The sequence below is a fragment of the Mycobacterium sp. SP-6446 genome (genome assembly GCF_001954045.1).
Lineage (GTDB): Bacteria > Actinomycetota > Actinomycetes > Mycobacteriales > Mycobacteriaceae > Mycobacterium.
Window position 1 is genome coordinate 1 of record NZ_MBEM01000159.1, and the last position, 11,157, is coordinate 11,157.

Consider the following 11,157-nt stretch of genomic DNA (forward strand, 5'->3'; position numbering starts at 1 on the left):
TCGACGCCACCATCCGGACCGAGGCCGATGACGACGTCGTCGCCAGCGCGCGGACCGCGATCGAGGCCGTTACCCGGTCGCTGCGGCAACGGACGCGGCCGGTCGGGGTGAGCTACCGCGTCGAGGATCGCCCGCTGCCCTTGGGTAACGCCGCGGTCGGCGTATGCAACCCGATCGCCCCGCCGATCGTCGTCCGTCACGACGGCAACGGGCGCTGCTGGAGCGAGTTCACCCTCGGGTCCGCGTACGAGGGTCCGCCCGGCCGGGTGCACGGTGGCGTCAGCGCCCTGGTGCTCGACCACATGCTCGGCGAGGCGGCCAGCGACGGATTGTCCAAGGCGCGTTTCACCGGCACCATCACCGTCAAGTACCTGCGCGGCACTCCGCTGGGCCCCCTTCGCTGCGACGCGTGGATCGACCGCAGCGAGGGCGTCAAAGTCTTTGCGCGCGGCACCATTTCGGACGCGCAAGGGGTAACGGTGGAGGCGGAAGGCATCTTCATCGAACCGGCGTGGGCACGGGGAACAGAATGAAGTTTTACATCAGCAGTGCGTTCTTGAACACCCGGGAGATCGTCGAGATCGCCAAGGCCGCTGACGAACTCGGCTACGACGGCATCGGCATCCCCGATCACGTCGTCAACCTGGAGACCCTGCAGACCCCGTATCCGTACACCAAAGACGGGCAACGGCGATGGCAGCCCTTCACCGACTGGCCCGATCCATGGGTCCTCGTCGGCGCGCTGGCGCAGGTCACCAACCGGCTTCGGTTCGTCACCACCGTGTACATCCCCGCAATGCGCAATCCGTACTCGGCGGCGAAAGCCATTGGCACGGCCGCGGTTTTGGCGGCCGGTCGGGTGGAGCTCGGTATCGGGGTCGGTTGGTGCAAAGAGGAGTTCGCTTTGATGGGTGAGCAGTTCGCCGCTCGAGGCAAACGCACCGACGAAATAATCGATCTAATGCGGGCGCTGTGGCAGCCGGGCTGGACGGAGTTCGAGGGCCAGTTCTATCCGACGCCGCGGCTGGAGATGCAGCCCACGCCGCCGCCGATACCGGTCTATGTCGGCGGGCTGAGCGAGGCCGCATTGCGCCGCGCCGCACGCAACGACGGCTGGATCGGGGACCTGATCAAGACCGATCGCGCCATCGAGGCGGTGGGCCGGCTGCGCGAGCTGCGCCTCGAAAACGGCTTGTCCATGGACGATTTCACCATCCTGACGCCGCTGACCGACGCATTCACCACCGCCGACTACCGGCGCGCCGCCGATGCCGGTATCACCGGCATCATCACCATGCCGTGGATGTTTTACACCGGCCCCGACGCGAGCCTGTCCGACAAGATCGACGGGATGCAACGTTTCCGTAAGGATTTGGCGCTGGACGGCTAGACGCGAAGTTTCGACCACGCCATACTCGGACCCATGTCATTCACGGTGGTGTTCAAAAACGGTGTACCGCGGGACTATGGCGTGTTCGACAGCTTCGAGATCACCGATGCGGGCGTGTTACTGATCCGCATGCAGCGCCAGGATGTCAGCAGGCACTATGTAGCTCCCGGCGGTTGGCTAGAGGTCGTCGAGATGGCCGAAGGACAGCCCGTCAAGATGTCACGCGGGATAATGGGCTGCCAAAACCCCTAATTACTTTGCACCACAACCTAATTGGCTTCATCCAAGGACAGGGAACATGAAATATCAAACCGGTGTCGCGGCGATCGCCATGGGTTTGGCCGTGTCGGGGTGTAGCAGTTCGCCGAATTCCAGCACTGACACGACTACGACGGCGTCCAAGACGGCCACGGCCTCAGTGTCACAAGCTACGACGACCGCGAGCACGGGCGGGGATCTGAAATCGCTGATCCCCACACCGGCCAACGCGACGAGGACCGACGGTCCCGACTCGATACACGACAACGGCATCCATCTGCATTTCTTCGTCAACGGATCGCCGAAGGATGTGATGAGTGTGTACAAGGCTGCGCTCGAAGGCATGCAATGGTCAGTGTCCGTGCAGAGTGCGGGTGGGAGCGGCGGAGGCGGAGGCGCGACCATGACCGGCATCAACGGCAACGCCTACGGGGTGTTCACGGGTGGCGGCTACGGCGGCACGACCGACGTCGACGCCTGTGCATGGCCATCGCAGCCCACCAACACCGACTGTGGCCGCGGCGGCCGATGAACTGACGAGACGGCATCCTGTTCGAATCCTCGGGGCATTGCGGCGTGGTCCAGATCAGTTCCGGAAAATAAAAGTGCGACACTGGTTGAAGTAGCGGTAAAACCGCCGCTACCCGTCCGTACCACAACTCGCGGTGGTAGCAGCCCTCCCAGCCGGTGCGGTTCCCGGAAGGTCATACATGAAAGCACTCGGGATTGCGGTGGCAGCCGTCTTGGCGTTCGCCCCGTTCTCGGTGATAACCACCGCGCCAGGTGTGGCGCAGGCGGCGCCGTGCGCCGGCGCCGGGGCGGACCCCGGACGCTGCCAGTACTGCCAGTTTTTGGTCGGCGCGTACCACACGTCGAACGGGGGCGTGTGCAGCGAAGACCCGGCGCCGCGCCCCGCCCAGGCGCCGCCGAGCAGGGTGCCGGTACCGCTTCCGGCGGCCCCGGCCCCGCCGGTGCCGGTGAATGTGCCGTCCGTGCCTACCCCGGAGGTCGTTCCGCCGAGTCCGCCGTCTCCGACGACGGTTGCCGTGCAGACCCCGAAGATCCCGCCCAACACCGGCGTGCCGGGAGGCGCGGCGGTGGTGACACCGCCGAAGGGGCTGGATGCGTCGCCGCAGGCGATCGCCGCCGCCAAGAATGCTCCGGCGACCAGGGTCAATCCAGGTACCGCGCACCAGATGCAACAGCTGGTGGACTTCAACCGCCAGGTCCAAAACGTGGTCAACGCCCACGGCGGCAACGTTGACGTCGTCAAGGCCGACAACCAGACGCTGGCCCGCCCCCGGCACTGGGACTACCTCGACTACGACACCTACCACCGCCCGAGCCTGTACAACCCGCTCAACCAGGCGATGACCTTCCGCTTCACCTACAACGGCGCCGCCCGGGAGGCGTACGTGCCGGCCGGCGGCCGCGTCGTGCTCGACATCGCCACCGCAGGCCTGTTCCCGTTCACCGCGGTCGGCGACAGCTATGTGGCGTCGGGCAGTTTCTACGGCGGGGCCTGGATACCACCGGACGGCTGGAGCGGGCCGCCGCCGCCGAGCTACACGCCGCCGGCGCCGGAGGCGTACCAGGACGTCTCGGTGGCTGTCCCCGCCGCCGCCCAGACCGTGCAGGTCGGCCAGGTGGGACTGGTGGGGCACGACGCCAGCCAACCCGCGGGCGGCCAGGACACGTTCCTGCTCGACGACACCACGTTGGCCTGGGGTCAGATCAACGATCCCGGCAGCAGCGCCCAGATCAAGGTGACCAAGACCCAGTCGCTGCCCGGCGTCGGTCCGACCGACAACGGCAGCTACCTGGTGGCGCTGACCGCTCAACACGACGCACCCGCTCAGCCCAGCGAACCCTGGTGGCCCATCCCGCTGCGGTTCGGGGGCTTCGCGTTGGTCGTGGGCCTCGTCGCCTGGGTCATCAACCGCCGCAGGCGCGCCGCGGAGCCGACCGCCGGCCCCTAGGAAGGAAGGGCCAGGACCGATGAACCTCGACGACGACTCCGTGACAACACTGGAGGATCTCAGGGGCGATCTGGCGCAACGGTACAAGCGGACACCGACCGGCGGCAGCACGGTCGACGGCTCAGTCGCTGACGCCGACATGACCGCGCTCGAGCGCGACGGCTACGTCATCTGGGAGAACCTGCTCAGCGCCGAGGAGTGCGCACAGATTCGGGAGGTCGTGCGCCCTTGGCTCGGGCACACCGGACGCAACTCGTTCGAGGGCCGTCGCACCCAGCGCATCTACAGCGTGCTGAGCAGGACCCGGGTCTGCGATCGCCTCGTCGACCATCCCCGGGTGCTCGCGGTGCTCGACCGGCTGCTGATGCCCAACTACCTGCTTTCGGCCTTGCAGGCCATCAACATTCAGCCCGGCGAGGCCGCGCAGCTGGCTCACCATGACGACGGCTTCTACCCGATTCCGCGGCCGCGGGCACCGCTGGCGGCGGCAACGATTTGGGCGATCGACGATTTCACCGCCGACAACGGCGCCACGGTCCTGTACCCCGGCAGCCACCGCTGGGGCAAGCGCCGGCCCGGCGCGGGCGATCAGCCGCTACCGGTCGTCATGCCCGCCGGCTCGTGCGTCTTTTTCGTGGGCACCCTCTGGCACGGTGGGGGCGCCAACACCAGTGATCGGGAGCGCCTCGCGGTCACGGCGCAGTACTGCCAACCGTGGCTGCGGCCGATGGAAGCCTTCACGCTGTCCATATCGCGCGAAATCGCTCGCAACGTATCCGATGACATTCGGCGCATGCTGGGCTACAGCATCCACCCGCCATTCGTCGGCGCGGTCGACGGCCTGCACCCGCTACGCCTGTTAGAACAGGGCCCGTAGGCCCCGTGAGAAAAAGGAAGAACCATGAAGAGGGCAATATTGACCGTGTTGGCGGGAGCAACCGTAGTGCTGGCGCCCGTCGGCATTCCGCCACCACAAGCACACGCCGGCGACGACCCCTGTGCCGCCATCACCGATCCCGCTGCCTACCAGGATTGCATCAGCGATTACATCACCAGACGCGAGCAGACCCAGTGCGACGCGAGCTCCAATCACGGCCAGCTGGGCCAACTTTGCGGCTAACAGGGTTCCCGCTAGGTCACGGACACCAAGGCGGGATCGGGCAGAACTTGAGGCCCGGTGGTGCCGGCGGCGGTGGAGGCGGACTGTCGCCCTCGAAGATGTTTTGAGCAACATTTCCCTGCCCGGGCGTGACATACCAGTAGGTGTGGCAGACGTTGTTGTCCCAAATTACTGGGTTCACGCGCTGATTTCCGGTGTGCACCGGTGCCATCCCGGGGCACCAGCGGCATGGCCCCGCGGGGTGGTCATCGGGGCAGCCCGGCCAGGCATGGTTATCCAGCGGCACGGGACCGGGCTGGGCCTGGGCGGTACCGGCGCTCATCGCCACCACGCCCGCGACGCCGCCCCACAGCAGCACAGCCGTTGATAAGCCGACGATTGCTCGCCTCACGAACCCGGGATTATTCTCCGCGGCGGCCGAGCGTGTACAGGGAATACGCGCAAATTGCGGCATTCGTTTCATGGTGGTGCCTTCGCTTGGTCTCAGCCCCGTAGTGGGACTCGCACCAAGTGGACACCGCCCGCGCTGCTACCGATCCCAAGCTCTTGCCCATCCCTGACCCGTGGCTGGGCCGCGGGTCAGGGGGTTAGCTGGGCGTAAACGTCTGCTCAGACGCCTTAGACGTCGAAGTACAGCGAGAACTCGTAGGGGTGCGGCCGGATCTGGACCGGCAGGATCTCGTTCTCGCGCTTGAAGCTGATCCACGTCTCGATCAGGTCGGGCGTGAAAACGCCTCCCTCGGTGAGGTATTCGTGGTCCTCTTCCAGGCGGTCGATCACCGCGGACAGCTGGGTGGGCGCCTGCGGGATGTTGGCGGCCTCTTCGGGCGGCAGCTCGTAGAGGTCCTTGTCGACCGGCGCCTGCGGCTCGATCTTGTTCTTGATGCCGTCCAGGCCGGCCATCAGCATCGCCGAGAACGCCAGGTAGGGGTTGCCCGACGAGTCGGGGCAACGGAACTCCAGCCGCTTGGCCTTCGGGTTGCTGCCGGTGATCGGGATGCGGACACATGCCGAACGGTTGCGCTGGCTGTACACCAGGTTGATCGGCGCCTCGAAGCCCGGAACCAGCCGCTTGTAGGAGTTCACCGTCGGGTTGGTGAACGCCAGCAGCGAGGGCGCGTGATGCAGCAGTCCACCGATGTAGTGGCGGGCGGTGTCCGACAGACCGGCGTAGCCCGTTTCGTCGTACATCAGCGGGCTGCCGTCCTTCCACAGCGACTGGTGCGTGTGCATGCCCGAGCCGTTGTCGCCGAACAGCGGCTTCGGCATGAAGGTGACCGTCTTGCCCGCCTGCCACGCGGTGTTCTTGACGATGTACTTGTACAGCTGCATGTCGTCGGCCGCATGCAGCAGCGTGTTGAACTTGTAGTTGATCTCGGCCTGGCCGCCGCTACCCACCTCGTGGTGGCCCTTCTCCAGGCTGAAGCCCGACGCGATCAGGTTGTGCAGCATCCTGCTGCGCAGGTCGACATAGTGGTCGACGGGGGCAACGGGGAAGTACCCACCTTTGGGGCGGACCTTGTAACCGCGGTTGGGGCTCCCGTCGGTTTCGTTGGGCGCGCCGGTGTTCCACCACCCCGAGATCGCGTCCACCTCGTAGAAGGAGCCGTTGGTGCGCGAGTCGAAGCTCACCGAGTCGAAGATGTAGAACTCCGCCTCCGCGCCGAAATACGCGGTGTCGGCGACGCCGGTACTGATCAGGTAGTTCTCCGCCTTACGCGCGATGTTGCGGGGGTCGCGCGAGTAGGGCTCGAGGGTGAACGGGTCGTGGACGAAGAAGTTCAGGTTCAGCGTCTTGGCTTCGGTGAACAGGTCGATGCGCGCGGTCGCCGGATCGGGGAGGAGCAGCATGTCGGATTCGTGGATCGACTGGAACCCGCGAATCGATGAGCCGTCGAAGGCCAAACCGTCCTCGAAGACGCTCTCGTCGAAGAACGAAATCGGAATCGTGAAGTGCTGCATGATGCCGGGCAGGTCACAGAACCGGACGTCGACAAATTCGACGTCCTCGTCCTTGGCGAGTTTGAAGACGTCGTCGGGCGTCTTTTCCGTCACTGAATGCTCCTTTACCTTGGTAATCCGCGGCCTGACGCTATGGAGACGATATTGCCCACCCGTCAACCACGTGTTGCACGGAGGTTACGTGACCACGCGTCCCACGACAGAAAGCGGAGCACAGGTCGGGTTCTATTGTGGGGCCCATGGACCGCAAGATCGTAACTGGTCTCGCCCGGCGGCGCAGCGTCGGGCTGTCCTCTTTTCGGACCGAGACGGCCGGCCGATGACGGCGGGGACACCGGGATCGCGCCCGGCCTATCCCGGCGAGGCGCTCGGGTTGCCCGAACGCGGGCCGGGATCGCTGGCGCCGATGGGAAAACGGCTGGTGGCGTTGCTCATCGACTGGCTGATCTCCTACGGCCTGGCGGCGCTGGCGATGGGTTTCGGTGTCATCTCCAAGGAGATGTTGGCGACCTCGGTGCTGGTTGTTTGGTGGGTGCTCGGTGTCGTCGCCGTCCGCCTGTTTGGTTTCACACCCGGGCAATTGGTGCTGGGGCTGGGTGTGGTGGCGCTCGACGGCCGGCTCGGGCTGGGCCGGCTGGCGGTGCGGGGACTGCTCGTCGGGTTGGTGGTCCCGCCCTTGTTCACCGACTGGGATGGGCGCGGGCTGCAGGACCGGGTGACCGGCACGGCCGTCGTGCGGCGCTGAATTGGATATTGGCCGCTACTTGCGGCGGACGGTGCGCTGCACGCCGCGCATCTTGCCGGCGTTCGGCAGCGGCCCCTTCGGCATGACGGCGGCACCGGCCCGCGTTCCCAGCGCGGCCAACCGCGACTCCAGGTTGTCCATCTGCTTGACGGTGATGTTGGCCGGAAGCCGGGTCAGGTGGCGCTCCAGTTTGCCCAGCGGAATCTCGCCCTCGCCGGTGCCGACGATGATGTCGTAGATCGGCACGTCGCCGACCAGCCGCGCGGTGCGCTTTTTCTCCTGGGCCACGAGCGGTTTGACGCGGGCGGCCGCTCCCTCGCCGACCAAGATGACACCGGGCCGCCCGAGGACCCGATGCACGGCGTCGAAGTGACCCGTCGCGGCGACACCGGGGGTCACCCGCCACTTGCCGCGCAGATTGTCCAGCACCCACGCCGCGGCGCCGGTCTGACCTTCGGCTTTGCGGTAGATCGACCGCTGCGCGCGGCGGCTGAAGATGATGAAGGTGACCAAGCCGCCCAGCACCACGCCGAGCAGGATCAGGCTGATCATGGTGAATCCGCCGACCACGATGCCGGCGGCCACCGAGGCGCCGACGATCAGCACGAACGCGCTGATCATGTACGGCAGCAGGCGCTTGTCCTCCCGGCGCTGAATGTTGAACGCCTGCCACAACTGAGCGCGGCGCTCCCGCGCGGCCGCCTTGCGCGCGGCCTGCGCCTGCGCCCTGGCGGCCTTGTTCTCGGCGGCAGTGCGGGGTTTAGCCATAGTCACCAAGGATACGTACGTGCGGAGTCGGCTAGCGTGCCGAGGCGCCCGAGGCCCGGGTGCGTGCGGCCTGCTCGTAGAGGCGGCCCGCCCGGTACGACGACCGCACCAGCGGCCCGGCCAGCACCCCGGAGAACCCCAGTCCCTCGGCGTGCCCCGCGAACTCAACGAACTCCTCGGGTCGCACCCAGCGCTCGACGGGATGGTGACGCGTCGACGGCCGCAGGTACTGGGTGATGGTGACGATGTCGCAGCCGGCGTCACGCAGGTCGGCCAGGGCGGTGCGCACCTCGTCAGGGGTTTCGCCCAGGCCGAGAATGAGGTTGCTCTTGGTGACCAGGCCGGCGTCGCGCGCCGCGGTGAGCACCGAAAGGCTGCGTTGGTAGGTGAACGCGGGCCGAATCCGTTTGAAGATCCGGGGCACGGTTTCGACGTTGTGCGCCAACACTTCTGGGCGCGACTCGAAGACCTCCGCGAGCCGTGAGGGTTCGCCGTTGAAGTCGGGAATCAACAGCTCGACGCCGGTCGAGGGGTTCAGTTCCTTGATGGCGCGCACGGTCTCGGCGTACAGCCACGCGCCGCCGTCGTCCAGGTCGTCGCGGGCGACACCGGTGACGGTCGCGTAGCGCAGCCCCATGGTGTGCACGCTTTCGGCGACCCGGCGGGGCTCGTCGCGGTCCAGCGGAGCGGGCTTCCCGGTATCGATCTGGCAGAAGTCACAACGGCGGGTGCATTGGTCACCGCCGATCAGGAAGGTGGCCTCGCGGTCCTCCCAGCATTCGAAGATGTTGGGGCAGCCGGCCTCTTCGCAGACCGTGTGCAGGCCCTCCCGCCGGACCAGGCTCTTCAACTCGGTGTACTCCGGCCCCATCCGGGCCCGGGTCTTGATCCACGGCGGTTTGCGCTCGATCGGGGTCTGCGCGTTGCGCACTTCGAGGCGCAGCAACTTGCGCCCTTCGGGCGCCACAGAGTTAGGCGAGCTCACTATGTCGATGCTACGCGGGCGGGGGTCGGTCGCCAGGTAAGGGCGAGGCGCCCGTCCAGCGCGTGGCAGACGGCTTCGGCAACCGCGACCCGGACGTCCTCGACGGTGACCGTGCGCCCGAGTTCGGCGGACAGCGACGTCACCCCGGCATCGCTGATGCCGCAGGGCACGATGGCCTTGAACGCGTTGAGATCGCAGTCGCAGTTGAGCGCGAAACCGTGCAGCGTGGTCGCGCGCGCCACCCGCACCCCGATGGCGGCGACCTTGCGTGCGGGCCGGCCGGGGCCGGCGGGCACCCACACCCCGGACCTGCCTTCGATTCGGCTCGTGTCCAGACCGAGGTTGCCGCACACCATGATGAGCGATTCCTCAAGGCGCCGAACGTAATTGACGACATCGAGCGGTTCGGCCAGCTTGATGATCGGGTAGCCGACCAACTGTCCCGGGCCGTGCCAGGTGATCTTGCCGCCGCGGTCGGTATCGACAACATCTATGCCGGGAGTGCCGTCGACCGGTCGTTCGTGCGTTTCGGTGCGCCGCCCGGCGGTATAGACCGACGGGTGCTCGAGAAGCAGCAGCGTGTCCGGCCCGCCGGCGACCCTGGCGTCGGCCAGATCGCGCTGCAGCTGCCAGGCGGTGCGGTAGTCGACCGTGCCCAGCTGGCGGACGTCGATCGCGGTCGGAGTCGACCGGATGGAATCCATCACGTTCGTGACGGTACTCGGGCCCGGTGCGGTTTGCGATGCGACGGTCGGGTGATGTGGCTTAATCGCGCTCACGCCGGGCGGTGGCGTAGCCGAGCGCTTCGCCGATGGTGTTGTGGTGGAACTGGAACCCGGCGCGCTCCAGTGCGGACGGGATGGCCCGCTGACCGATCAGCAGTCCTTCGTCGGCGAATTCGCCCAGCGCGGCCCGCACCGCGAAACCGGGCAACAACAACGGCGTTGGGCGGTTGACCGCTCGGCCGAAGGCGGTGGTGAATTCGGCGTTGGTGACGGGCGCCGGGCCGGTCATGTTCACCGGGCCGGACAGGGTGGGGTTTGAGATTGCGAACAGCAGCGCCCGCACCTCGTCCTCGAGACTGATCCACGACATGTATTGGCGGCCGCTGCCCAGCCGGGCGCCGAGCCCGGCAGAGAACAGTGGCCGCATCCGGCGCAGCGCACCGCCCGCGCGGGCCAGCACCAGGCCGGTGCGGGCCAGCACAACCCGGACGCCGCCGTATTGGGCCGGCAGCGTGGCGGCTTCCCAGTCTTCGCACAGCTGGGCCAGGAAACCCGTTCCGGCTCGGTCGTTTTCGTCGACCACTCGGTCTTTGGTGTCGCCGTAAAAACCGACCGCGCTGGCGTTGATCAGCGTTTCGACCCCGGCGTCGACGACCGCGTTGGCCAGCACCTCGGTGGGGGCGATCCGGCTGTCTCGCAAGCTCTGCTTGAAGGCGCCCGACCACCGACGCTGGCCGACATTGACACCGCAGAGGTTGACGACGGCGTCGACGTCGGTGAGTGCGTCGACGTCGAACTCGCCGCTTTCCGGATTCCAGTGCAGTTCCTCGGAATTCGCCGGTGTGCGGCGCACGATGCGCAGCACCGTGTGGTCTGCCGCGCGCAGTGCCGCCGCGAGGGCCGAGCCGATCAGGCCGGACGAACCCGCTATCGCGATGACGGCGTGATGACCAGCTCGGGACACGTCATCACAACCCGAGGTCTGCCTCGAACGCTCCCTCTTCGAGCCGGTGTTTGATCGTGGTGAGGAAACGTCCGGCATCCGCGCCGTCGATCAGCCGGTGGTCATAGGTCAACGGGAGATAGCACACCGAGCGCACGCCGATCGACTCGTTGCCGCTTTCATCGACGACCACCCGCGGCCGTTTGACGATGGCGCCGGTGCCCAGCATGGCGGCCTGCGGCGGGACCAGGATCGGGGTATCGAACAAGGCGCCCTGGCTGC

General features: G+C 66.9%; 15 protein-coding genes. 8 read left to right on the plus strand and 7 right to left on the minus strand.

Annotated elements, in window-relative coordinates; all coding sequences use genetic code 11:
• The 7 genes from A5736_RS14625 to A5736_RS25990 all read left to right on the plus strand — a co-directional run.
• On the plus strand, nucleotides 1–533 hold a 533-nt coding region (locus A5736_RS14625), incomplete at its 5' end, for a PaaI family thioesterase (RefSeq protein WP_076246977.1).
• Nucleotides 530–1,390 (plus strand): TIGR03619 family F420-dependent LLM class oxidoreductase, encoded by an 861-nt coding sequence (locus tag A5736_RS14630; RefSeq protein WP_076246978.1) that lies wholly within the window; start codon nucleotides 530–532, stop codon nucleotides 1,388–1,390. The genes A5736_RS14625 and A5736_RS14630, both read left to right, overlap by 4 nt.
• Nucleotides 1,391–1,423: 33 nt before the next feature.
• Complete coding sequence (locus tag A5736_RS14635) at nucleotides 1,424–1,642, plus strand: hypothetical protein (RefSeq protein WP_076062269.1); 219 nt, start codon at nucleotides 1,424–1,426, stop codon at nucleotides 1,640–1,642.
• A 166-nt stretch (nucleotides 1,643–1,808) separates the two neighbouring features.
• Nucleotides 1,809–2,180, plus strand: coding sequence for a hypothetical protein (locus tag A5736_RS14640; RefSeq protein ID WP_233147931.1), 372 nt, complete (start codon nucleotides 1,809–1,811; stop codon nucleotides 2,178–2,180).
• A 178-nt stretch (nucleotides 2,181–2,358) separates the two neighbouring features.
• Nucleotides 2,359–3,627: a hypothetical protein gene (locus tag A5736_RS14645; protein WP_175611283.1), complete on the plus strand. Its 1,269-nt coding sequence runs from the start codon at nucleotides 2,359–2,361 to the stop codon at nucleotides 3,625–3,627.
• Between the two features lie 19 nt (nucleotides 3,628–3,646).
• Nucleotides 3,647–4,504, plus strand: coding sequence for a phytanoyl-CoA dioxygenase family protein (locus tag A5736_RS14650; protein WP_076246982.1), 858 nt, complete (start codon nucleotides 3,647–3,649; stop codon nucleotides 4,502–4,504).
• Nucleotides 4,505–4,528: 24 nt separating this feature from the next.
• Entirely contained in the window at nucleotides 4,529–4,747 is a 219-nt protein-coding gene (locus tag A5736_RS25990; protein ID WP_139333320.1) for a hypothetical protein, read from the plus strand.
• 16 nt (nucleotides 4,748–4,763) lie between these two features.
• On the opposite strand, the gene A5736_RS14655 is transcribed toward A5736_RS25990, so the two are convergent.
• On the minus strand, nucleotides 4,764–5,138 hold the full coding sequence (locus A5736_RS14655) for a hypothetical protein (protein WP_076246983.1): 375 nt from the start codon (nucleotides 5,136–5,138) through the stop codon (nucleotides 4,764–4,766).
• Between the two features lie 227 nt (nucleotides 5,139–5,365).
• Nucleotides 5,366–6,802, minus strand: coding sequence for a type I glutamate--ammonia ligase (gene glnA, locus A5736_RS14660; RefSeq protein ID WP_076062279.1), 1,437 nt, complete (start codon nucleotides 6,800–6,802; stop codon nucleotides 5,366–5,368).
• 226 nt (nucleotides 6,803–7,028) lie between these two features.
• Here glnA and A5736_RS14665 point away from each other — a divergent pair, with 226 nt between their 5' ends.
• Nucleotides 7,029–7,454: an RDD family protein gene (locus A5736_RS14665; RefSeq protein WP_076122250.1), complete on the plus strand. Its 426-nt coding sequence runs from the start codon at nucleotides 7,029–7,031 to the stop codon at nucleotides 7,452–7,454.
• A 15-nt stretch (nucleotides 7,455–7,469) separates the two neighbouring features.
• Here A5736_RS14665 and A5736_RS14670 read toward each other — a convergent pair whose 3' ends face one another.
• The 5 genes from A5736_RS14670 to A5736_RS14690 all read right to left on the minus strand — a co-directional run.
• Entirely contained in the window at nucleotides 7,470–8,222 is a 753-nt protein-coding gene (locus A5736_RS14670; RefSeq protein ID WP_076246985.1) for a DUF4191 domain-containing protein, read from the minus strand.
• A 31-nt stretch (nucleotides 8,223–8,253) separates the two neighbouring features.
• Nucleotides 8,254–9,207: a lipoyl synthase gene (gene lipA, locus A5736_RS14675; protein WP_076122248.1), complete on the minus strand. Its 954-nt coding sequence runs from the start codon at nucleotides 9,205–9,207 to the stop codon at nucleotides 8,254–8,256.
• Nucleotides 9,207–9,911, minus strand: a complete 705-nt coding sequence (gene lipB / locus A5736_RS14680) for a lipoyl(octanoyl) transferase LipB (RefSeq protein ID WP_076122247.1) — start codon at nucleotides 9,909–9,911, stop codon at nucleotides 9,207–9,209. Before lipB ends, lipA begins: the two co-directional genes overlap by 1 nt.
• 61 nt (nucleotides 9,912–9,972) lie before the next feature.
• Entirely contained in the window at nucleotides 9,973–10,896 is a 924-nt protein-coding gene (locus A5736_RS14685) for a TIGR01777 family oxidoreductase (protein WP_076122246.1), read from the minus strand.
• 4 nt (nucleotides 10,897–10,900) lie between these two features.
• The coding region (locus A5736_RS14690; RefSeq protein WP_175611284.1) for a 2-oxo acid dehydrogenase subunit E2 at nucleotides 10,901–11,157 on the minus strand (257 nt) is incomplete at its 5' end.

What these genes read in the sequence shown, in the direction of transcription:
- A5736_RS14630 (WP_076246978.1), top strand. Translation starts at nt 530, where the DNA reads ATGAAGTTTTACATCAGCAGTGCGTTCTTGAACACCCGGGAGATCGTC.
- A5736_RS14670 (WP_076246985.1), bottom strand. Translation starts at nt 8,222, where the DNA reads ATGGCTAAACCCCGCACTGCCGCCGAGAACAAGGCCGCCAGGGCGCAG.
- A5736_RS14650 (WP_076246982.1), top strand. Translation starts at nt 3,647, where the DNA reads ATGAACCTCGACGACGACTCCGTGACAACACTGGAGGATCTCAGGGGC.
- A5736_RS14635 (WP_076062269.1), top strand. Translation starts at nt 1,424, where the DNA reads ATGTCATTCACGGTGGTGTTCAAAAACGGTGTACCGCGGGACTATGGC.
- lipB (WP_076122247.1), bottom strand. Translation starts at nt 9,911, where the DNA reads ATGGATTCCATCCGGTCGACTCCGACCGCGATCGACGTCCGCCAGCTG.
- A5736_RS14645 (WP_175611283.1), top strand. Translation starts at nt 2,359, where the DNA reads ATGAAAGCACTCGGGATTGCGGTGGCAGCCGTCTTGGCGTTCGCCCCG.
- A5736_RS25990 (WP_139333320.1), top strand. Translation starts at nt 4,529, where the DNA reads ATGAAGAGGGCAATATTGACCGTGTTGGCGGGAGCAACCGTAGTGCTG.
- A5736_RS14665 (WP_076122250.1), top strand. Translation starts at nt 7,029, where the DNA reads ATGACGGCGGGGACACCGGGATCGCGCCCGGCCTATCCCGGCGAGGCG.